General features: G+C 75.2%; 20 protein-coding genes. 9 read left to right on the plus strand and 11 right to left on the minus strand.

Annotated features, from left to right (window positions below):
* Positions 1-59: 59 nt before the first annotated feature.
* Complete coding sequence (locus ACIG5E_RS17280) at positions 60-2,012, plus strand: FUSC family protein (protein WP_396534258.1); 1,953 nt, start codon at positions 60-62, stop codon at positions 2,010-2,012.
* A gap of 22 nt (positions 2,013-2,034) precedes the next feature.
* Here the strand turns inward: ACIG5E_RS17280 and ACIG5E_RS17285 are convergent, their stop codons facing one another.
* On the minus strand, positions 2,035-3,438 hold the full coding sequence (locus ACIG5E_RS17285) for an amidase (protein WP_396534259.1): 1,404 nt from the start codon (positions 3,436-3,438) through the stop codon (positions 2,035-2,037).
* Between the two features lie 271 nt (positions 3,439-3,709).
* On the opposite strand from ACIG5E_RS17285, the gene ACIG5E_RS17290 reads away from it, so the two are divergent.
* The gene (locus ACIG5E_RS17290) at positions 3,710-5,059 is read left to right on the plus strand and encodes a cytochrome P450 (protein WP_396534260.1); all 1,350 of its coding nucleotides are present in this window, start codon (positions 3,710-3,712) and stop codon (positions 5,057-5,059) included.
* Between the two features lie 104 nt (positions 5,060-5,163).
* Positions 5,164-5,877 (plus strand): rhomboid-like protein, encoded by a 714-nt coding sequence (locus tag ACIG5E_RS17295; RefSeq protein ID WP_396534261.1) that lies wholly within the window; start codon positions 5,164-5,166, stop codon positions 5,875-5,877.
* Between the two features lie 24 nt (positions 5,878-5,901).
* Here the strand turns inward: ACIG5E_RS17295 and ACIG5E_RS17300 are convergent, their stop codons facing one another.
* The gene (locus tag ACIG5E_RS17300; protein WP_396534262.1) at positions 5,902-6,483 is read right to left on the minus strand and encodes a DUF421 domain-containing protein; all 582 of its coding nucleotides are present in this window, start codon (positions 6,481-6,483) and stop codon (positions 5,902-5,904) included.
* A gap of 58 nt (positions 6,484-6,541) precedes the next feature.
* On the minus strand, positions 6,542-7,339 hold the full coding sequence (locus ACIG5E_RS17305) for a LysR family substrate-binding domain-containing protein (protein ID WP_396534263.1): 798 nt from the start codon (positions 7,337-7,339) through the stop codon (positions 6,542-6,544).
* A 58-nt stretch (positions 7,340-7,397) separates the two neighbouring features.
* On the opposite strand from ACIG5E_RS17305, the gene ACIG5E_RS17310 reads away from it, so the two are divergent.
* The 3 genes from ACIG5E_RS17310 to ACIG5E_RS17320 all read left to right on the plus strand — a co-directional run bounded on the left by ACIG5E_RS17310 (position 7,398) and on the right by ACIG5E_RS17320 (position 10,706).
* Positions 7,398-7,817, plus strand: a complete 420-nt coding sequence (locus ACIG5E_RS17310) for a DUF5997 family protein (protein WP_396534264.1) — start codon at positions 7,398-7,400, stop codon at positions 7,815-7,817.
* Between the two features lie 158 nt (positions 7,818-7,975).
* Positions 7,976-9,673, plus strand: coding sequence for a DUF885 domain-containing protein (locus tag ACIG5E_RS17315; RefSeq protein WP_396534265.1), 1,698 nt, complete (start codon positions 7,976-7,978; stop codon positions 9,671-9,673).
* A gap of 292 nt (positions 9,674-9,965) precedes the next feature.
* A complete protein-coding gene (locus ACIG5E_RS17320) occupies positions 9,966-10,706 on the plus strand; it encodes a hypothetical protein (protein WP_396534266.1) in 741 nt (246 codons plus the stop codon).
* Between the two features lie 101 nt (positions 10,707-10,807).
* Here ACIG5E_RS17320 and ACIG5E_RS17325 read toward each other — a convergent pair whose 3' ends face one another.
* The 3 genes from ACIG5E_RS17325 to ACIG5E_RS17335 form a co-directional block, all read right to left on the minus strand.
* A complete protein-coding gene (locus ACIG5E_RS17325; protein WP_396534267.1) occupies positions 10,808-12,031 on the minus strand; it encodes a glycosyltransferase in 1,224 nt (407 codons plus the stop codon).
* A 170-nt stretch (positions 12,032-12,201) separates the two neighbouring features.
* Positions 12,202-12,969 (minus strand): SDR family NAD(P)-dependent oxidoreductase, encoded by a 768-nt coding sequence (locus ACIG5E_RS17330; protein WP_396534268.1) that lies wholly within the window; start codon positions 12,967-12,969, stop codon positions 12,202-12,204.
* Positions 12,966-13,130, minus strand: coding sequence for a hypothetical protein (locus ACIG5E_RS17335; protein ID WP_396534269.1), 165 nt, complete (start codon positions 13,128-13,130; stop codon positions 12,966-12,968). Before ACIG5E_RS17335 ends, ACIG5E_RS17330 begins: the two co-directional genes overlap by 4 nt.
* Before the next feature lie 142 nt (positions 13,131-13,272).
* On the opposite strand from ACIG5E_RS17335, the gene ACIG5E_RS17340 reads away from it, so the two are divergent.
* Positions 13,273-13,530, plus strand: coding sequence for a hypothetical protein (locus ACIG5E_RS17340; RefSeq protein WP_396534270.1), 258 nt, complete (start codon positions 13,273-13,275; stop codon positions 13,528-13,530).
* 22 nt (positions 13,531-13,552) lie between these two features.
* Here the strand turns inward: ACIG5E_RS17340 and ACIG5E_RS17345 are convergent, their stop codons facing one another.
* The 5 genes from ACIG5E_RS17345 to ACIG5E_RS17365 form a co-directional block, all read right to left on the minus strand.
* Entirely contained in the window at positions 13,553-14,488 is a 936-nt protein-coding gene (locus tag ACIG5E_RS17345) for an ADP-ribosylglycohydrolase family protein (protein WP_396534271.1), read from the minus strand.
* Entirely contained in the window at positions 14,485-15,324 is an 840-nt protein-coding gene (nadE, locus tag ACIG5E_RS17350) for an ammonia-dependent NAD(+) synthetase (RefSeq protein ID WP_396534272.1), read from the minus strand. Before nadE ends, ACIG5E_RS17345 begins: the two co-directional genes overlap by 4 nt.
* 81 nt (positions 15,325-15,405) lie before the next feature.
* Positions 15,406-17,448, minus strand: coding sequence for an ATP-dependent zinc metalloprotease FtsH (gene ftsH, locus ACIG5E_RS17355; protein ID WP_396534273.1), 2,043 nt, complete (start codon positions 17,446-17,448; stop codon positions 15,406-15,408).
* Positions 17,449-17,659: 211 nt separating this feature from the next.
* The gene (locus ACIG5E_RS17360) at positions 17,660-18,589 is read right to left on the minus strand and encodes a hypothetical protein (protein WP_396534274.1); all 930 of its coding nucleotides are present in this window, start codon (positions 18,587-18,589) and stop codon (positions 17,660-17,662) included.
* A gap of 25 nt (positions 18,590-18,614) precedes the next feature.
* The gene (locus ACIG5E_RS17365) at positions 18,615-18,908 is read right to left on the minus strand and encodes a hypothetical protein (RefSeq protein ID WP_396534275.1); all 294 of its coding nucleotides are present in this window, start codon (positions 18,906-18,908) and stop codon (positions 18,615-18,617) included.
* A gap of 92 nt (positions 18,909-19,000) precedes the next feature.
* Here ACIG5E_RS17365 and ACIG5E_RS17370 point away from each other — a divergent pair, with 92 nt between their 5' ends.
* Together ACIG5E_RS17370 and ACIG5E_RS17375 are read left to right on the plus strand one after the other, a co-directional pair.
* Positions 19,001-19,309, plus strand: a complete 309-nt coding sequence (locus tag ACIG5E_RS17370) for a PadR family transcriptional regulator (RefSeq protein WP_396534276.1) — start codon at positions 19,001-19,003, stop codon at positions 19,307-19,309.
* Entirely contained in the window at positions 19,306-20,109 is an 804-nt protein-coding gene (locus ACIG5E_RS17375; RefSeq protein WP_396534277.1) for a hypothetical protein, read from the plus strand. Before ACIG5E_RS17370 ends, ACIG5E_RS17375 begins: the two co-directional genes overlap by 4 nt.
* Positions 20,110-20,118: the final 9 nt, after the last annotated feature.

Here is a 20,118-nt window from a genome sequence, read left to right on the forward strand (position 1 = left end):
CGACGGCCTGCGGGCCGTTACACCGGGCCACCGCCGCCCGCCCGCCGTACGTTGGGACTGTGGCACGCACCCGGCTGGAACACACCCGGCTGGCCCCGCCCGGCTGGCTGACCGAGAGCCTGCGGCCCCGGGACGCGCCGATCCCCTGGGCCGCGGCGGCCCGTGCCTCGGTGGCGCTCGCCGCCCCGCTGGCCGTCGGCACCGCCACCGGCCGGACCGGCTACGGCGCACTGGTGTCGATGGGCGCGCTGTCCGGGGTGATCGGGGACACCGCCGACGCCTACCGGATGCGGGTGTTCAACATCGCCGTGCCGCAGCTGCTCGGCGCCCTCGGGGTGCTGGTCAGCACCCAGGTGTACGGCTCCGGCTGGACGGCGGTCGTCGTGCTGACCGCGGTCGCGCTGATCTCCGGAATGATCTCCTCGATCGGCGCGGTCGCCTCCGTCTCCGGCCTGCTCCTGCTGCTCAACGCCGTGATCGGGGCCGGCCTGCCGATGCCCTCCCCCTGGTGGCTGCCACCCGCCCTGCTGCTGCTCGGCGGCCTGCTCGTGCTCGCCCTCACCCTGCTCGCCTGGCCGCTGCGCGGGGGCACCCCCGAGCGCGCCGTGGTCGCCGACACCTACCGGGCCGTCGCCGAACTGCTGGAGGCCGCCGGCTCACCCGGCTACGAGGACCGGCGCCGGGCGCTCACCCAGGCGCTCAACCACTCCTACGACCTGCTGCTCGCCCGCCGCGCCCGCCGGCACGGCCGCTCCGCCACCCTGGTGCGCCTGCTCGCCCAGCTCAACGCGCTGATCCCGGTGGTCGAGGGGGCGTCCGCGGCCCAGCTGCGCCCACCCGGGTACGGTCCGCTGTCGCCCGCCTACCCGGCCGCCGTGCGCGAACTGGCCGAGGCCGTCGAGCAGGGCCGCACCGGCCCCGCCCCGCCGCCCGCGCTGCCCGAGCCGCGCGGCCCTTCCACCCGCGCGCTGGCGGAGGCGATCGGGCACGCCGCCACCGTCGTGCACGAGGCCGCGCCCGACCCGTACGCCGCCGACGACCGGCTCGGCCGGCCCGCCGGCCTGGAGGTCCGGACCCGCCGGGCGGCCCGCGCACTGCTGCTGTCCGGGGCCTCCTGGCGCTACGGACTGCGGCTGGCTCTGTGCATCGGGCTGGCCCAGGTGCTGGTCTCGGTGATCGCCGTGCCGCGCTCCTACTGGGTGGCGCTGACCGTCACCTTCGTGCTGAAACCGGACTTCGGCTCGGTGTTCTCCCGGGCGGTGCTGCGCGCGCTCGGCACGGCGGCCGGGCTGCTGATCGCCATGCCGGTGCTGGCCGAGGTGCCGCACGGCTGGTGGGACGTGCCCGTGATGGCGGTGCTCGCCACGCTCATCCCGGCGCTCTCCGCCAAGGGTTACGCCTTCCAGACCGCGGCCATCACCCCGGTCATCCTGATGCTCTCCGACCTGCTCAACCACCAGGGCTTCCACCTGGTGCTGCCCCGGCTCTACGACTCGCTGATCGGCTGCGGCATCGCGCTGCTGGCCGGCTACCTGCTGTGGCCGGAGTCCTGGCACACCCGGATCGGCGACCGGCTGGCCGACGCCGTCCAGGACACCGCCTCCTACGTGTCGCTGGCCTTCACCACCGCACCGGGGCGGGACGAGCCGGCCCGGGCCCGCTACCGGCGGCGGCTCTACCGGGACCTCTCGGCGGTGCGCAGCGAGTTCCAGCGGGCGCTCACCGAGCCGCCGCCGGTCGGCGCCCGGGCGGAGGCCTGGTGGCCGCTGGTGATCGCGGTGGAGCGGATCGTGGACACCACCACCGCCACCCGGGTGCGGATCGAGCACGGCGCGCCGGTGCCGACCGAGGCCGAGGTCGGCGCCGTCACCCGGGAGCTGACCGAACTGGCCGAGGCGCTGCGCACCGGCGCCCCGCCGCCCGGGGGCGATCGGGACGCGCTGGCACCGGACTGCGCGCTGGCCCGGCTGCACCACGAGGTGCACGCGGCCCTGTCGGTGGCCTGCCCGTGACGGCGCGACCGGGTGGCCGCGCTCAGTCCTGGATGCGCCGCCAGGGCCGGTCCGCCTCCAGCGCGAAGGCCAGCTCCAGCAGCACCCGCTCCTGCCCGTGCGCGGCCGACAGGTGCACCCCGATCGGCAGCCCGCTCGGCGCCGCCCCGGCGGGCAGCGCGATGCCCGGGCCACCGGTCACGTTGTTGACCGGGGTGAAGGCGACGTAGCGCAGCAGCCGCTCGACCAGCTCGTCGAAGGCGACGTTCGGGCTGAGGTGCCCGATCGGCGGGGCGGTGTGGGCGAGCACCGGGGAGAGGATCGCGTCGTGCTCGCGGAAGATCCCCGCGTACACCGCCTCGGCCCGGCGCAGCCGCCGCAGCACGCCCGGGGTGCGCGGGAACTCGGCCTGGAAGCTGCGGCGCAGCCCGGTGGTCAGCCCGTCCAGCTTCCCGGCCCGGAAGCTGGGGTCGAGCACCAGCCGGCCGGTGAGCGCGATCACCCAGGCGATGTAGCCCCAGTACGAGAGGAAGTCGCGGGAGAACTCCTCGCCGAACGGCAGGGTGGTCGGCACGACCCGGTGGCCCATCGCCTCCAGCCTGGCGGCGGTCTCCTCGACGGCCCGGCGGGTCGCCTCGTCGGTCTTGGCGGTCGGCGAGTCGATGACCAGCCCGATCCGCAGCCGGCGCTCGCCCGGGCCCTCGACCAGGCCGAGTGGGGGCAGCTTCGGGTTGCGGTGATGGCGTTCGGCGGCGGCGAAGAAGGCGGCGGTGTCGCGCACCGAGCGGGTCACCACCCCGTCGGTGACCAGGTCGATCGGCAGCTTGCCGCCCTGCGCGTTGGTCACCAGCCGGCCGCGGGTGGGCTTGAGGCCGACCAGGCCGCAGCAGGCCGCCGGGATGCGGATCGACCCGCCGCCGTCGTTGGCGTGCGCTATCGGCACCACCCCGGCGGCCACCAGGGCCGCCGCGCCGCCCGAGGAGGCGCCGGGCGAGTGCGAGGTCTTCCACGGGTTGCGCACCGGCTGGGCGGTGGCGAACTCGGTGGAGGCGTTCAGGCCGAACTCGGGCAGCCTGGTCTTGCCGAGCACCGCCAGGCCGGTGGCGAGCAGCTGGTCGGTGAAGCGCGCGTTGCGGCGGGCCGGACGGGCGCGGAAGGCCTCGCTGCCCATGGTGGTGGGCAGGCCGCGCAGGTCGACGTTGTCCTTGAGGTAGGTCGGCACGCCCCAGAGCGGGCCGCCGATGCCCTCACGGCTGATCCGGGGCCGGTCATACGAGGCGTGGGCGACGGGCAGCAGCGCGCCGTCGATCCGCCCGGCGCGGGCGGCGGCGGCCGCGACCAGCTCCCGGGGGTTGACCGCGCCGGACCGGACCAGGGCGGCCAGCGCCACCGCGTCGTGCGCGCCGAGGGCGTCGTCGGTGAACGCGTGGGCCCGCTCGTCGGCCATCCCAACTCCCAACCGGTAGTACCAAGTAGCCGTACCGGCGGGTATACCAGCCGGTAATCGTACGGAGCTTCGCAGTGTAGGCGCGTGGCACCACCCCCGGAAACCCCTGCGCCGGGCGGCCCCGGGCGAGCCGTCAAATATTGTGGGGCGCACGGGCGTTCGGCACGCGCCCCCGCGTTCACCCCACCCGCCGGTCACGGACCGTTTCACCGCCGGACACCGGGAAAGATCCCGATCACCCGATGAACCGGCCCTCCCCGAGGTGACGCCCGTGACCACCCAGTACCACCCGACCGCCCAGTACACCTCGGTCACCGCGCCCGGCGCGCTCCCCCTGCTCGGTCACGCCCCCGCCTTCATCCGCAGCCCGCTCGACTTCGTGGCCGGCCTGGCCGCCCACGGCGACCTGGTCCGGCTGCGGCTCGGCCCGCTCGACGCGTACGTCGCCTGCCACCCCGACCTGGTGCGCCGGCTGCTCACCGAGGACCGTACGTACGACAAGGGCGGCATCATCATCGAGAAGGCCCGCGAGGCCTTCGGCAACGGCCTCGCCACCTGCCCCGCCGGTGCCCACCGGCGCCAACGCCGCATGCTCCAGCCCGCGTTCCACCGCGACCGGCTGCCCGGCTACACCGCCATGATGGCCGAGGAGATCGCCGGCACCACCAGCCGCTGGCGCGACGGCGACGTGGTCGACGTGCCCGCCGCGATGTACCGCCTCAGCACCGCCGTCACCGCCCGCTGCCTGTTCGCCGCGCACGAGCGGGCCGGCACCCTGCCCGTCCACGACTCCATGGACGTGGTCACCCGCGGCGTCGCCCGCCGGATGATGCTGCCGCTGCCCGGCGCCGACCGGATCCCCACCCCCGGCAACCGCCGCTTCAAACGCGCCCGGCAGAACCTGCGGGAGATCACCCGGCTCCTGATCGCCGACTACCGCGCGGCCGGCACCGACCACCAGGATCTGCTCTCCGTGCTGCTCAGCGCCCGCGACGAGCACGGGCGGGGCCTGACCGACGGCGAGATCCACGACCAGGTGGTCACCTTCCTGCTGGCCGGCATGGAGACCAGTGCCGCCACCCTGTCCTGGGCCTGGACCCTGCTCGCCGCCAACCCCGCCGTCCGCGAGCGCCTGCACACCGAACTCGACACCGTCCTCGACGGCCGCCCCGCCCGCCACGAGGACCTGGCCGCCCTGCCGCTCACCGCCAGGATCGTCAGCGAGACCCTCCGGCTCTATCCGCCCGCCTGGATCCTCAGCCGCACCGTCACCGCCGACACCGAACTCGGCGGCCACCGCCTCCCGGCCGGCGCCACCGTCCTCTACAGCCCGTACCTGCTGCACCGCCGCGCCGACCTCTTCCCCTGCCCCGACCGCTTCGACCCCGACCGCTGGCTCACCACCGCCCGCCCCGCCCCCGGCACCTACACCCCCTTCGGCCTCGGCGCCCGCCGCTGCATCGGCGAAGCCTTCGGCACCACCGAGGCCGCCCTCGCCCTCGCCACCATCGCCGCCCGCTGGACCATCACCCCCACCCGCGACCGCCCCATCCGCCCCCACCGCAGCTCCTCGCTGTCCCCCCGCTCCTTCACGGCGAGGCTCGCCCGCCGCATCCGCTGACGAACGCGCCGACCCGGTGTCCACCCGGGTTCGGTACTGTCCCGGAAAGGGCGGCCGCATCCGGGCCGACCTGACCCTCCGCTCGACCGGGACACCATCAGCACATGAACGCTCGACGCCCGTTGGGGCTCCTCACCGGGCTGCTGCGCGCCGTCCGCACGTACCCGCGGCGCTCGCCGCTGACGCTCGCCTACGTCGTCCTGCTGCTGCTCGGACACGCCTGGGTCGAGTACGGACTGTCCGAGCAGCGGGCCGACGACCTGCGCGGCTACATCAGCACCAACCTGGACAACCTCCACGATCACCCGGTCCGCGCCATGATCGGCAGCGCCCTGCTGTACGACGGCACGCTCACCGACATCGCCTCCACCGGCTTCGGCGGCACCCTGATCACCCTCGGCCTCGGCATCGTCGTCGGCCTCGCCTGGGCCGAGCGCCGCTACGGCACGCCCCGCGCCGCCGCGGTGTTCCTGGCCGGACACGTCGGCGCCACCCTGATCACCGCCCTGGTGATCCTGTTCGCCCTGCACCAGGGCTGGTACCCGGCGAGCGTGCGGGAGGCCTCGGACTACGGCATCAGCTACGGCGCCCAGGCCGCCCTCGCCTTCGTGGTCCTCGCCCTGCCCCGCTGGGCCCGCCTGCCCTGGGTTGCCTTCGTCCTCGCCTGGCCACTCGCCGGCGACCACGAATGGCCCGGCCCCATCCCCGAGTTCACCACCATCGGCCACCTCCTCGCCGCCGCCCTCGGCTTCACCCTCGCCGCCGCCACCGCCCGCCGCCGCACCCCCGCCCTTGCCACCGCGAGCAGCGGCGGATGACGCCCTGAACGCCGCCGGGGGCCGTCAGTGCGGCGGCCGGCGGTCGGCGGCGAGGGTGGTCAGCAGGCGCTCGATCGCCGCCAGGCGCTCCCGCAGTTCGTCGACGTCGCCCTTGGTGGCGCTCTGCTCGTCCGCCTTGAGGGTGACCAGCAGCTGGCCGTCCGGCTCCAAGCGGGCCCGGGCGACATCGCTGACGTTGTCGCCGTTCTGCAGCCGGATCGCGTGTTCCAGCTCGGACGGGCGCAACGCCAGCTCGCGCAGTGCGCCGGGCACCAGCTTGCCGTCGCGGACGACCGTGGTGGGCTCGCCCTCCAGGACGCGCGCGGCGCGCGGGTCGCGGGCCAGCCAGCGGGTGACGGCGGCGTTCACCGCGATCAGGGTGACCGCCCCGATCGCGCCGCCGAGCAGGCTGTTGTCGTTGCCGATGATCGCGTTCTGCACCACGTTGGAGAGCAGGAACACCACCACCATGTCGAAGGTGTTCAGCCCCGCCAGCCCGCGCTTCCCGGCGAGCCGGAACAGCACCAGGATCAGCAGGTAGACGGCGATCGTCCGGAGGATCTTCTCTACGATCGGAATCTGGACGACCACCAGGTCATGCCACACGGCCCCGCTCCTCCCACCACGGCTTCCGGAACGGGGCCGACGCTACTCTCCGGCGGCCCTACGAGCGCCGCTTCGGCTTGCCCCGCCGGGCCGCGGCCGGGCCGCCGCCCCGCCCCTTCTGCGCGCCGGACTTCTGGCCGCCCGCCTTCTGGCCGCCGGCCTTTTGCTGCTGGGGCTTCCGCGGCGCCGCCGCCTTCTTCGGCTGGCTCTTCGGCTGGGTCTCGGCGGCCTGCCCGGCCCCGCGGCCGCGCGAGCTGTTGACCGTGCGCCCCCGGACGATCCCGATGAACTCCTCCACCAGGTCCGTGGTCCGCTCCTGCGGCCAGGACAGCGCCACCTGCGACTGCGGCCCCTCCGCCACCGGCCGGTAGGTGAGATCCCGCCGGTGGTGCAGCCGGGCCAGCGACTGCGGGACCAGCAGCACGCCGACGTTGGCCGCCACCAGTTCGACCGCGTCCGCCGTGGTGTCCGGGCGGGCGATCGCCGGGCGCCCGGGCAGGGTGTCGGCGGTGAAGCCGAGGGTGTCGTCCAGCGGGTGGAAGACCACCTCCTCGGCGAGGTCGTCGAGGGCGACCTCCTCGGCGGCGGCGAGCCAGTGGTCCTTGGGGAAGACCACGACGGTGGTCTCGGTGTACAGCGGGATCGCGCTGAGCACGTCCTTGTCGACCGGCAGCCGGACCAGTCCGGCGTCCACCTCGCCCTCGCGGACCGTCCGCTCGCCCTCGGTGGAGGGCACCGCGACCAGGTCGAGCGGAACGTCCGGAAGCCGCTCGACCCAGACCCGGGCCCATTTGCCGGGGGTCACGCCCGGGACGTACGCGAGCCGGAAGGACGGGTTCACCTGCATGTCTGTCACAGGGCAAGGCTACCGACCGTGACCGGAAGCGCCCGCGCACTCCCTTACCCTTGTCACCATGACATCGCTCAAGCAGAAGACCAGCCAGACCATGAAGCCGGCCACGGCGGCCAAGAAGCTGGGGATCTACCTCGACGCGGCGCCGACCGACTTCCAGGAGGGCGTGGTCTCCCGCGAGGAGCTCAACGCGCTGCAGGCCGAGCCGCCGCAGTGGCTCCAGGAGCTGCGCAAGAACGGCCCGCACCCGCGCCCGGTGGTCGCCGCCAAGCTCGGCATCTCCATCTCGGGCCTGGCCCGCGGCGGCGTGACCGAGGCACTCACCACGGACGAGATCGACGCGATCAAGGCCGAGAACCCGCTGTGGCTCCAGCACGAGCGCGCCAACCAGGTCGACGTCCGCAAGGAGGAGGCCCGGATCAAGGCGAAGCACGAGAAGGAGGCCGCCGAGAAGGCCTCCAAGGAGTCCCAGGGCCGCTGAGCCTCCCGGCGCTCGGAGTCCGGAATCCTGACTCCTGAATTCTGGCTCCTGAATTCTGAATTCCGCTTCGGCGGCGGCGCGTTCACGGCGGGCGGACGGAAACGTCTTTCCCACGCCGCGTATTGACCGCGTCGCCGCCGACTCCGAATAATCGCCCAATGACCGACCAGCCGGGCGACAGCCCGACCGCGCCCTCCCCTCAGGCCGAACTCGCCGCCCTCGCCGATGAGTTCTTCGCCGCCGAGAACGCCCACGACCCCTTCGAGGCCACCCTCAGCGGCACCGAGGGCTACGCCCACGAGGTGCCCGACCCGTCGCGCGCGGCCGCGCTGCGCCACCGCGAGGTGCTGCGGGCCTTCGGCGCGCGCCTGGCGGCGATCCCGCTGGACGGGCTGACCGGCGAGGACCGCCTCACCCACCGGGTGCTCGCCCGGCTGATCGAGAACAACAGCGGCCGGATCGCCCACGGGCTGGACGACTTCAGCGTCTCCGCGACCATCGTCGCCCCGCACAACACGGTCTTCAGCACCCTCGCCATGACCGCCATCGACCAGGAGGGCGCCGACGCCTACCTGGAGCGGCTGGCCGGCCTGCCCGGCTACTTCGACGCCGTCCTGCGGCGCAGCCTGGACGCCGCCGCCGAGGGCCGGCTGCCGCTGCGCAGCGGGGTGGCCGCCGCCGTCACCCAGCTGGACGGCTACCTGGCCGCCGGCCCCACCGCCGACCAGCTGCTGCGCCCGCTCCAGGGCCGCCCGGAGTTCGAGCGGGCCCGGGCGATCGTGCGCGAGGGCGTCCGGCCCGCGGTGGCCCGCTACCGGGCCGGGCTGGCCCAGCAGCTGGCGCCGACCGCCCGTCCGGACACCGAGGCCGGGGTCTGCCACGTGCCGGGCGGCGCCGAGGGGTACGCGGACGCCGTCGGCCGCTTCACCCGGCCCGGGCTGGCCCCGGAGGAGGTGCACCGGATCGGCCTGGAGACGGTGGCGGCACTGCGCGAGGAGTTCGCCGAGCTGGGAGGCAAGGTGCTCGGCATCAGCGGCACCGACGCCGTGCTGACCGCGCTGCGCGAGGACCGGTCGCTGCGCTTCGGCAGCGCGGCCGAGATCGTCGCCCTGGTGGACGGCGTCCTGGACCGCGCCCGGCTCGCCTCGGCCGACTGGTTCCGCCCGTACCCGATCGCCGACTGCGTGACCAGGGAGATCGACCCGCTGGAGGCGGAGACCGCGCCGCTGGCCTACTACCAGCCGCCGGGCCCGGGCGGGCTGCCCGGCACCCACTGGATCAACACGCTGAACCCGGAGAGCCGGTTCACCTACGAGTACGAGGCGATCGCCTTCCACGAGAGCGTGCCGGGCCACCACCTGCAGCTCGCGGTCGCCCGGACCCTGCACCACCTGCCGCGGTTCCGGCAGCAGCCGAGCAGCCAGCTGACCGCGCACGTCGAGGGCTGGGGCCTGTACACCGAGCGGCTGGCCGACGAGATGGGCCTGTACGGCTCGGAGCTGTCCCGCTTCGGCATGCTGTCGATGGACGCGCTGCGCGCGGTTCGCCTGGTGGTGGACACCGGGATGCACCACTACGGCTGGCCCCGGAGGCGGGCGATGGCCTTCATGCGGGACAACACCGCCACCCCCGAGGCCAACGTCCGCAACGAGATCGACCGCTACATCGCCTGGCCGGGCCAGGCCACCGCGTACCTGGTCGGCCGTCGGGAGATCGTCCGGCACCGCGAGCGGGCGCAGGCCGCGCTCGGCGGGCGCTTCGACGTCCGGGAGTTCCATCACGAGCTGATCGGGCACGGCAGCCTGCCGCTGGACGTGCTGGACGACCTGATCACGGACTGGATCGCGGCGCGGTAGACCCGGTGGCGCCGGTGGGGCGGGCGTAGACGGCCCCGCCGTCCGGGGTGGGCGCGACCTCGTCGCGGGCGCCGAAGCCGGCCACCGTGTCGATGACCGCCGGGGCGGTGGCAGACCTGTCGGGGTGTCAAGAGTGCGGAAACGATTCCGCGCGCCCGCAACAGTCCTCCCGCGCCGGACGTGGCGTCACCCATTCGGCCCCCTCGACACGGTAGTGTCCGCTGACGCGGCCTCCGGCACCATCGTCGGCCGGCCGGCCGCCCGTACCACCGCAACGACCTGGAGGAACTCCGTGCCGGCTCCCGCCCGAGGCGCCCTCGCCATAGCCGCGGCCGTCCTGCTCGCCGCAGCCGCAGGCTGCTCGTCCGGCGGTGGCCACACCGCCAAGGACGGCTCCCACGCCAAGGACGGCGCCCACAGCTCCGCCCCGGCGGTCGCGGGCGACGCCGCCCAGCCCGCCCCGGCCAAGATCGTGACCGGCTCCGGCCCGAAGAGCTCCTACGACGCCCAGCCGCAGCCCGCGGCGGGCAGCTGCCACTACCGCTACACGGCGGACAAGCAGCCGCTGCCCGACCCGAACTGCACCCCGGGCGCGATCAGCCCGGCCGTCAACCAGGGCAACATCAACGACACCATCTGCAAGCCGGGCGGCTACACCTCGACCATCCGCCCGCCGGTGAACATCACCGGCAAGGAGAAGGCCGACAACGCCAAGTCCTACGGCTACACCGGCCCGATGGGCGACGCCGAGTACGACCACCTGATCAGCCTGCAGCTCGGCGGCGACCCCAACGACCCGCGCAACCTGTGGATCCAGCCGCCCTCCCCCGGCCACGTCCCGGGCAAGGGCCCGAACAACCCCAAGGACTCGGTGGAGACCCACCTGCACACCGCGATCTGCAAGGGTCAGGTCACCCTGGCCGCCGCCCAGCAGGCGATCGCCACCGACTGGACGACGGCCGAGGCGAAGCTCGGCATCAGCAAGGGCGCCACCGCCGCGCCCACCGCGGAGGCGGACGCCGACGGGGACTGACCCTCCGGCTGGCGAATCGTTTCAGCCTTCACGGCACCTGATCCGCCCTCACGGCGCCCGATCGACCCTCAGGGCGCCCGATCAGCCCGCGCGGCAGCCGATCAGCCCGCGCGGCGCCCCAGCGATTCGACCAGCTCGGCGATGGTGTCGAACGGCCGGTACTCCGCGAACTCCGCGCCCAGCGCGCGGGCCCGTTCGCGGAACCGGCCCTCACCCAGCACCTGCTCGACCGCCCGGCCGACCGCCTCCGGCGCCGGGCGGCCGGTGCGCAGGTCCACCCCCGCGCCGGCCCACTGCACCCGGGCCGCCACCTCCGGCTTGTCCTCGCTCGCCCCGGCCACCACCAGCGGCACCCCGTGGCGCAGCGCGGTCTGCACCCCGCCGTAACCGCCGTTGCTCACCAGCACGTCGGTGTGCGGCAGCAGCCGGTCGAACGGCACGTACCCGGCGGCGCGGACGTTGCCCGGCAGGCTGCCCCCGAGCAGTTCGGTCAGCACCCGCGGCCCGTCCGGGCGGACGGTGGCGGCCACCACCAGCACGTCCCGCTCGGCCAGGGCGCTGACCGTCGGCACCACCAGCTCGCCCAGGTCGTCATTGGCGAGCGTCCCCTGGGTCACCACCACGACCGGCCGCCCGCCGCCGGTGACCTCGTCCCACCACTCGGGCAGCGGCTGGTCCTCGCCCACGTTCCCCGGCAGCGCGCCGATCAGCCGGTACGAGGCGGGCGCGTCGCTGCGCGGGTACTCGAAGCCCGGCACGGTCAGCTGCAGGAACACGTCCGGCACCGCCACCTGGGCCCACCCGCGCGGCCCCTCCGGCAACCGGACACCCACCTCCGCGAACACCTTCTCCGCGTACCGCTGCAACGGCTCGCCGCGCCGAGCCGCCTCCTCCCGCAACTCCCGCAACCGGGCCCGGCCCTCCTCGCCGGGCAGCGGCGGCACCCCCAGCCCGAACGGCGCGGTGTCCACGCTCGGCAGCATCGACGGGCTGATCCCGACCCCGATCAGCGCCGGGCGCTCCGCCCTCGGCCGGCTCAGTGCCAACGGCAGCGCGCCCTGGATGAAGGCGTCGGCGATCACCGCGTCGGCCGGGAAATCGGCCAACAGCGCGAGCAGCGCCCGGTACTGGTACGGAATCGGGTCGAGGAAGACGTGCTGCACGTCGAAGGCGAGCCGCTCCGGACCGGGCGGCAGGTCCGCCCGGCCTGGGAAGGACGCGTCGAGGTCGCGGTCGTCCCAGTCGGCCTCGGCGGGCAGCGCAGCGAAGCGCACCCCCGCCCGTTCGGCGGCGTCCGCGAAGCGCGAACCGCCGAGGAAGACCACCTCGTGGCCGCGCGCGGCGAGGTCGGCGGAGATCGCCAGCAGCGGGCTGACGTGCCCGTGCGCGGGCAGGGCGGTGGTGATGATCCTGGACAGCGGAGACTCCTGTGTTCGGGCCCACGTGCGGTCTGCGACTCACCGTAGGCAGGGGTGATAGACGACCGATGAACAGCTCATCTGCCCAGAACCGCACCACCGTTCAAACCGATCACCTGCCCGGTGAGGTAGCCGGCCGCCGGGGAGGCGATGTAGGCGACCGCCTCGGCCACGTCGGCGGGGGTTCCGGCCCGGCCGACCAGGGTGTCGGCGACCTTCCGGGCGTGGAACTCCTCGTTCCAGTCGGCCCCGAAGATCTCGGTGTCCACGACGTAGCCGGGCGCCAGCACATTCACCGTGATGCCGTCCGGCCCCAACTGCCGCGCCAGACCGAACGCCCAGCCGTGCAGGGCCGCCTTCGCGGCCGCGTACGAACCCGCCGAGTGCGGCCCGGCACCACCGCGCTGGGCGGCCGCCGAGCTGATCACCACCAGCCGGCCGCCCGGGCGGCGCAGCGCGCCCTGGAGCGCGGTGGTCAGCAGCACGGCGGTGAGCAGATTGATGTCCAGATCCCGCCGCCAGGACGCGGCCAGGGCGGCCAGAGTGCCGTCCTCGGGCGGGGTGATGATGGCGCCCGCGTTGTTCACCAGCACGTCCACCGGCCCGAGTTCACCGATCCGGGCGGCCACCTCCTCGACCGCCGCGGGATCGGCCAGGTCCCCCGCCACCGGCACGACCGCCCCCGGCCCGGCGTCCCGCTCGATCTCCGCCCGGGCCTCCTCCAGCACCGCCGCCCGGCGCCCGAGGACCGCCACCCGGTAGCCGTCCCCGGCCAGCCGCGCCGCGATCGCCCGCCCGATCCCGGTACCCCCACCGGACACCACGGCGAGTCGCTCCCGGGTCACCGCTCAGCCCTCTCCGTCGCAGTACGCCCGTACAGCGCCTCCTCGGTGAACTGCCCGCCGGCCGGCCGGATCACCGCCCCGACGCTCCCCCAGCCGTCGTCGCGCATCTCCTCACGCCCCCCGACCACCCGGGACACCGGACGCACCGTCACTTCACCCATGCTGCTTCCCCCTTCGACGTCGAACCGTTCACTCGGTACGGTAACGAGCCGAACGCGCAGACGATCAAGGGGGGCGGTGCGGTGGCGGGCAGGGGGATCAGGGGCCTGGCTGCGGAGAACGGCGACACGGTCCGGCGCCGCCGTGTTCGGCGTCCTGCTGACCCGGATCTGGCGCTGGGCGGGCGAGCAGACCACGGCGGAGCACCGGGCGGCGGTGCCCCAGACCGGCATCCTGGCCGGGGCCGTCCTCTTCGCCGTCCTCTTCGCCGTCCTGCTCGGTGTCGCGATCGCCGGTCAGTGGTCCACGCCGCACCGGCGCCGGCGCTGCGCGATGCTCAGCGCGCTGGCCTCGCACCTGTTGCTGCCGCTGGGGTTGTTCCTCGCGCTGGCCGGCCGCTGAGGGCGGGCCGCCGCGGCGCTCGTCAGGCCGCCAACTGCTCCGCGATCCACAGCAGTTCGGACGCCCTCAGAACCCGGCCGCCGGAGCCCGGCAGGGGTACGTGCAGCGGTTCGGTCCAGCGCGCCGGGATGGCCGCCACGCCGTAGCGGGCGCCGGCCAGGCCGCCGGTGACGGCGGCGACGGTATCGGTGTCGCCGCCGAGGTCGACGGCGGCGCGCAGCGCCTGCTCGAAGCCGTCGGTGTTGCGCAGGGCCCAGACGGCCGAGCCCAGGCAGGGCCAGACGGCGCCGTTGGCCTCGGTGGCACGGTCGGGGTGCCAGTCGGGGGCGAGGACGGCGGCGTAGCGCTCGCGGTGGTCGTGGTGGACGGCGGCCAGGACGGCGGGGAGTTCGGCGAGCGGGTCGGTGCCGTCGAGGGCGAGGCGGACGAGCTCGTGGAAGATCGCCGTCCCCTCCCAGGCGGCCCGGTCGCCGTGGGTGAGCGCGGCGATCCGGCGGGCGGCATCCATGGTCGCCTGCCGTCCGTCGCCGGCGAAGGCGACGGCGGAGGTGGCGGCGCGCATCAGCGAGCCGTTGCCGGCGGCGCGCAGGGTGGTGTTGAAGTGGATGGCGGCGGCGAGGTCCCAGGGGTGGCCGCTGGCGAGGACGTCCTCGGTCTGGATTCCGATGTCCTTGGGCTCGGCGGCGGCCCAGCGGCGGAACCGGTCGAAGATGTCCGGGAGGCTCAACTCCCCGTGCTCGATGAGGGATTCGGCGACCAGGACGGCCATCTGGGTGTCGTCGGTGGCTTCGCCGAGCTCCCATCCCCCGCCGGCGACCAGCTCGACGGGCCCGGCGGGGAAGCGGGCCGAGAGGGCGCCGGCCGGGCCGAACTCGTAGGGGGCGCCGAGGGCGTCGCCCACGGCTGCCCCGAGCACGGCGCCGGCCGCGCGGCCGTCCCGGTCCGTCGGGTCGGTCACGCCTGGCCCGGGGTGATGGGCAGGCCGCGCTTGTGCTCGGTGCGGCGGTAGTGGCCGAGGACGGTGTCGAAGACCTGCTCGCTGACCGGGCGACCCTCCAGGAAGTCGTCCAGGGCGTCGTACTCGACGCCGAGCGCGTCCTCGTCGGGCTTGCCGGGGGCGAGGTTCTCCAGGTCCGCGGTGGGGACCTTGCCGACCAGCTCCTCGGGCGCCCCCAGGTGGGCCGCCACCGAACGGACCTGACGCTTCGTCAGGCCGGAGAGCGGCATCACGTCGGCCGCGCCGTCGCCGAACTTGGTGAAGAAGCCCACGGCCGCCTCGGCCGCGTGGTCGGTGCCGACGACCAGGCCGCCGCCGGCGCCCGCGGCCGCGTACTGGACCACCATCCGCTGGCGGGCCTTGACGTTGCCGCGCACGAAGTCCTCGTGGGCGTGGTCGCGGAAGGTGAGGCCGGCCGTCAGCAGGGCGTCGAAGGCCGCGTCGGTCGCGGGCTTGATGTCGACGGTGAGCACCTCGTCGGCCCGGATGAAGTCGAGCGCGCGCTGGGCGTCCGCCTCGTCCGCCTGGACGCCGTAGGGCAGCCGCATCGCCGTGAAGGCCGCCTGGTACCCCTCGGCGCGCAGCCGCTCGACGGCGAGCTGGCAGAGCCGCCCGGTGGTGGTGGAGTCCACCCCGCCGCTGATGCCCAGCACCAGGGTGCGCGCCCCGGAGGCCCGCAGCTGGTCGGCGAGGAAGGTCACCCGGCGCTCGGCCTCCTTCGCGGGGTCGGCGACGGGCGCCACCCCGAGGGCCAGGGCGATCTCGCGCTGGACGTCCGCGGGCAGGGTCTCGGTCATGGTCGGCTCCTTCAAGTCGGTACCACGACATCATCCACCCGGGCCGCGGCCGGGCCGTCGGCGGCCCCGGCCCGTCGGGCGTCAGGCCGCCGCCCCCGGGTCCGGCTCCGCGTCCGGCCCGAGGTCCGACCCCGCGCCCAGGGTCCGGCCCGCCTCCGGTACCGGGTGCCCGAGGATGTCGAGCACCACGCGGCCGTCCACGGTCTCCTGGGCGACCAGCAGCGCCGCCAACTCGTCCAGGTGGTGCCGGTGTTCGTGCAGCAGCCCGACGGCCCGGCGTTCGGCGGCGCGCAGCAGGGCGGCCACCGCCTCGTCCACCGCGTGCTGGGTCTGCTCGGAGTAGGGGCGGCGCAGCAGGTCCTCGGGGTGGTCGCCGAGGTACTGCGAGGAGCCGCTGGAGTAGCCGACCGGTCCGAGGTCCGGGGAGAGGCCGAACTCGCGGACCATCCGGGTGGCGACCGAGGTGGCGTTGGCGAGGTCGTTGGCGGCGCCGGTCGAGCCCTCGCCGAAGACGACCAGTTCGGCGGCCCGCCCGCCGAGCTGGACGGTGAGCAGGTCGGTCAGGTAGCTCTCGCTGTACAGGTGCCGTTCGGCCTCGGGGAGTTGCTCGGTGGCACCGAGGGAGACCCCGGCCGGGAGGATGGTCACCTTGGCGACCGGGTCGGCGTGCTCGCACAGCGCGGCCATCAGGGCGTGCCCGGACTCGTGCACGGCGACGGCGTGCCGCTCCTCGGGCAGCAGCGCGTTGGAGGACTCCCGGCGCCCGAGCAGCACCCGGTCGCGGGCGTCGTCGAGGTCGGCGGCGGTGATGGTGGCCCGGTCGGCGCGCACGGCGTTGATGGCTGCCTCGTTGACCAGGTTGGCGAGGTCTGCGCCGGAGAAGCCGGGGGTGCCGCGGGCGATCCGGCCCAGGTCGGCGTCGGGGGCGAGGGTCTTGCCGCGGGTGTGGACGGCGAGGATGGCCGCCCGTTCGGCCTGGTTGGGCAGCGGCACGGTGACCTGCCGGTCGAAGCGGCCGGGGCGCAGCAGCGCCGGGTCGAGGGCGTCCGGCCGGTTGGTGGCGGCGATGACGACGATGCCGGTGCTCTGGTCGAAGCCGTCCATCTCGGAGAGCAGTTGGTTGAGGGTCTGCTCGCGCTCGTCGTTGCCGCCGATCCGGGTGCCGCCCGCGCGGCGGCCGCCGACTGCGTCGATCTCGTCGATGAAGATGATGGACGGCGCGCGCTTGCGGGCCTCCTCGAACAGGTCGCGGACCCGGGAGGCGCCGACGCCGACGAACATCTCCACGAAGCCGGAGCCGGTCACGGAGAGGAACGGCACCGAGGCCTCGCCGGCCACGGCCCGGGCGAGCAGCGTCTTGCCGGTGCCCGGCGGGCCGACCATGATCACCCCGCGCGGCCCCTTGGCCCCGGCTGCGGCGTAGCGCTCGGGGCTGCGCAGGAAGTCGACCACCTCGCTGACCTCCTGTTTCACCCCCTCGTACCCGGCCACGTCGGCGAAGCCGGTGGCGGGCCGCTCGGCCTCGATGATCTTCGCCCGGGAGCGGCCGATGGCGCTCAGCCCGCCACCGAGCGAGCGCGCGGCCATCCGGCCCGACCAGAGGAACAGTCCGCCGAAGATCAGCAGCGGCAGGAACAGCAGCAGGGTGGACCAGATCGAGCTGCCGCCGCTGCGACTGCCGGTGACGTTCACGTGCTGGTCGGAGAGCGCGTGGCTGAGCTGGGAGGTGTCCAGGGCGGTCGGGATCTGGCTGGTGAAGTGGGTGCCGTCCTTGAGGGTGCCGGACACGCCGCCGGTGTCGGTGACGTCCACGGTCTGCACCTGGCCGGTGTCGACCCGGTTCAGGAAGTCGGTGTAGCCGTAGCGGGGGCCGGTCGGGGCGGACTTGGAGAACAGGACCAGGAGGAGCAGGGTCACCAGCACCGCGACGGGCAGCAGCCAGCGGCGCAGCGCGGGCGGGGGCGGTTTGGGCGGGGTGCCGCCGGGGCCGGGGCCCTGGCCTCTGCCGGGGCCGGGGCCCGGGCCTCTGCCGGGGCCGGGGCCCGGCCCGGTTCCGGGGGCGCGGCCGGGGCCCGGCGGGGTCGCGGGGTGGCGGGCGGCGCGCAGACGCGTTCGTACGATCATCCACGCTCACCACCTCTCGGGCTCGCCGCCCGGGCCTGCTCCGGGCCTTCCTCTCCATGGTCGACCCCTCCGGCCCCGGACGGGAGGCCGAGCGGGTACCGGCTGGACGCGACCGGCCCGGTGGCCCGGGCTTCATCCCCGGCTCCCGCCGCACCCTGCGGCTACCCCACCGGCGCGGAACCACCCAGCGCGGCCCGCTCGACCGGCCCGCTCACCGGGCCCGCCGCACCCGTACGGCGCCCAGCGTCGCCGTGCCCGCGAGCAGTGCGCCCACCGCCATCAGCACCAGCAGCTTGACCGGCGAGTCCACCCCGCCCGGCAGTCCGGCCAGTGACCACACCGCCGTCCGCAGGCCGCCGCTCACCGGTACGGCCAGCGCGGCCGCGAAGGCGACGGCCCGGGCGGCACCGGGCGGCCGCGCGGGGGCGGCGATCCGCAGCAGGGCGTCACATAGCAGGCAGAAGGCGAAGAACCCGCTGAAGAAGACGCTCAGTTCGACCAGCAGGAGCCAGCCCCCGGGCCAGCCCTCCCCGGCCGCCTGCCCGGTGACCACCAGCGCCGCGGCCAGCAGGCTCAGCGCCGCCGCGGCGGCCACGATGTGGCGGCGCAGGAAGCGGGTGAGGGCGCGGAGGTCGGCCAGCGGCGCGGCGAGCAGGGCGAGGTCGTCCAGCCAGTCCCCGCCCGGCCGCCGCCGCTCCTCCGGCGGCAGCTCCCGGACGGCGCGCCGCAGCAGCGCCAGGCACCGTCCGGCACCGGCGCCCAGCGGCAGCAGGGCGGCGATCAGCCAGACCGTCCGCGCGTCCCACAGCTCGCGCTCCGCCCGCAGCGCCGCGGCGGTCGCGTCGGTGGCGACGGTCACCGCGACCAGGGCGACGCCCAGCCGGGCCGCCCGCAGCAGCTGGTCCACCCGGTACCCCGGCTGCGGCCCGACGCCCCGGCAGAGCCAGGCCCGTACGGTCGTCACCCCGGCGAGCGCGGGGACCAGGAACAGCGTGAACGACACCACCGCGTCGTAGGGATCCCCCTGCCAGGGGCTCGCCGCCCGCAGCGCCCGCGCCTGGGTGGTCCCGTACGCGAAGCCGGTGAACGCCACCGCCAGCGCCAGCGCGCCCCACAGCGCCCGCAGCTGCACCCTGCTCATCGCCCTCGCCCCGGGGCCGCCCGCCTCACCGCCGCCCATCGCCGTCCCTCCCGCCCATCCCGCCCCGCACCAGCAGCTCCGGCAGCTCCGGCAGCTCCGGCAGCTCCGGCAGCCACGGCACGCCCGGCGCCACCTGCTGCGCCAGCCGCTGCTCGGCCGGGAGGACCCGGCCGAGCATGCCCAGCACTCCGACCGGCAGCCGGACGGCCACCAGCCCGACCAGCACCAGCCCGGCGGCGACCGGGAGCCATCCCCAGCCGCCCGCCAACTCCCCTGCCGCCTGGCCGCGTTCGGCCACAGGTGTGCTCTGTTCGACCATGCCGGAATAGTACACGCCACGTAGTACTTGTCACGTAGTACTTGTCACGTAGTATCGTGAAGCGACACCGCCACCCCCGAGGGAGTGACCTCATGCAGGCGTACGACGCCCAGACGCTGGTGCTCTGCGCGCTGGCCGACGGCCCGCTGCACGGCTACGCCGTCAACGCCGCGATCGAGCGGCTGGTCGGGCAGAAGCTCGGCCCCGGCAGCCTCTACGGGGCGCTCACCCGCCTGGAGGCCAAGCAGCTGATCGAGCCCGCCGAGGCCACCGACGCCCAACCGCGCCAGCGGCCCGTACGGTTGACGCCGCAGGGCCGGCAGGTGCTGGAGCGGGAGCTGCGGTCGATGGCGAAGGTGGCCGCCGCCGGGCTGGCCAGCCTGAAGGTGGACCCCGCATGAGCGGCGGGCGGCCGCGGCGGCCCGTCGACCTGTTCCGCCTCTACCCCGCGCCGATGCGCGAGCGCTGGGGCGAGGAGCTGGCGGAGGAGATGGCCCGGGAGGTACGGGCGGCCGGCTGGCGCGCCTGGCCCGGACTGCTGACCGCGATCGCGGACCTGTGGCTGCACCCGGCGGTCTGGCCCGCCGAGCACCGCTCCGAACGGCGCGACCGGGCGGCCGTGCTGGCCGTCGCCGTGGCGCTGGCGACCGGGTTCGTCGGCACGCTGGCGGCCGAACAGGGCGCCCGTCAGACCGCCGCGCCCGGCGGCGCCTGGGTCGCGCCGCTCGGCCAGGTGCTGCTGCTGGTCGGGCTGGCGCTGGTCACCCCGCTGCCCCGCCGCGATCCCGCCGCACTGCGCGCCCTGCTCGCCACGGCCGCCCGCCGCCTCACCGCCCCGGCCCTGGCGGGCGCGGCAGTGGTGGCCCTCGCGCACTCGGCGCCGGGCTCGGCCCTCGCGGCCGGTGACTACCGCTTCGCCGCCGTCGCCTGCTGGTGGACCGTCCTGGCCGTCGGCGCGCTGCAGACCTGCCGCACGGTGGCGAGCCCGGCGGGCCGGCGCGCGCTGGGCACGCCGCACCCGGCCCGGCTCAGGCTGGGCCTCGGCGCGCTCACCGCGGCCGGCGTCCTCGCCGGGGCCGCCCTGCTGGCCACGAGGACGGCCGGCCACGCGGCCGTCGCGGCGGCCGCCGGGATCCTGCTGGTCCTGCTCGCCTGGCCACTCGCCGCGACCCTCAGGGACCTGCGCCAGACCGGGAGCTGAGCCATCGTC

It is taken from the genome of Kitasatospora sp. NPDC053057 (assembly GCF_044546945.1).
In the GTDB taxonomy this organism is placed as follows: Bacteria; Actinomycetota; Actinomycetes; order Streptomycetales; family Streptomycetaceae; genus Kitasatospora.

What these genes read in the sequence shown, in the direction of transcription:
- ACIG5E_RS17315 (WP_396534265.1), top strand. Translation starts at nt 7,976, where the DNA reads ATGACCGACCAGCCGGGCGACAGCCCGACCGCGCCCTCCCCTCAGGCC.
- ACIG5E_RS17360 (WP_396534274.1), bottom strand. Translation starts at nt 18,589, where the DNA reads ATGAGCAGGGTGCAGCTGCGGGCGCTGTGGGGCGCGCTGGCGCTGGCG.
- ACIG5E_RS17295 (WP_396534261.1), top strand. Translation starts at nt 5,164, where the DNA reads ATGAACGCTCGACGCCCGTTGGGGCTCCTCACCGGGCTGCTGCGCGCC.
- ACIG5E_RS17310 (WP_396534264.1), top strand. Translation starts at nt 7,398, where the DNA reads ATGACATCGCTCAAGCAGAAGACCAGCCAGACCATGAAGCCGGCCACG.
- ACIG5E_RS17285 (WP_396534259.1), bottom strand. Translation starts at nt 3,438, where the DNA reads ATGGCCGACGAGCGGGCCCACGCGTTCACCGACGACGCCCTCGGCGCG.
- nadE (WP_396534272.1), bottom strand. Translation starts at nt 15,324, where the DNA reads ATGACCGAGACCCTGCCCGCGGACGTCCAGCGCGAGATCGCCCTGGCC.
- ACIG5E_RS17375 (WP_396534277.1), top strand. Translation starts at nt 19,306, where the DNA reads ATGAGCGGCGGGCGGCCGCGGCGGCCCGTCGACCTGTTCCGCCTCTAC.
- ftsH (WP_396534273.1), bottom strand. Translation starts at nt 17,448, where the DNA reads ATGATCGTACGAACGCGTCTGCGCGCCGCCCGCCACCCCGCGACCCCG.
- ACIG5E_RS17370 (WP_396534276.1), top strand. Translation starts at nt 19,001, where the DNA reads ATGCAGGCGTACGACGCCCAGACGCTGGTGCTCTGCGCGCTGGCCGAC.
- ACIG5E_RS17365 (WP_396534275.1), bottom strand. Translation starts at nt 18,908, where the DNA reads ATGGTCGAACAGAGCACACCTGTGGCCGAACGCGGCCAGGCGGCAGGG.
- ACIG5E_RS17335 (WP_396534269.1), bottom strand. Translation starts at nt 13,130, where the DNA reads ATGGGTGAAGTGACGGTGCGTCCGGTGTCCCGGGTGGTCGGGGGGCGT.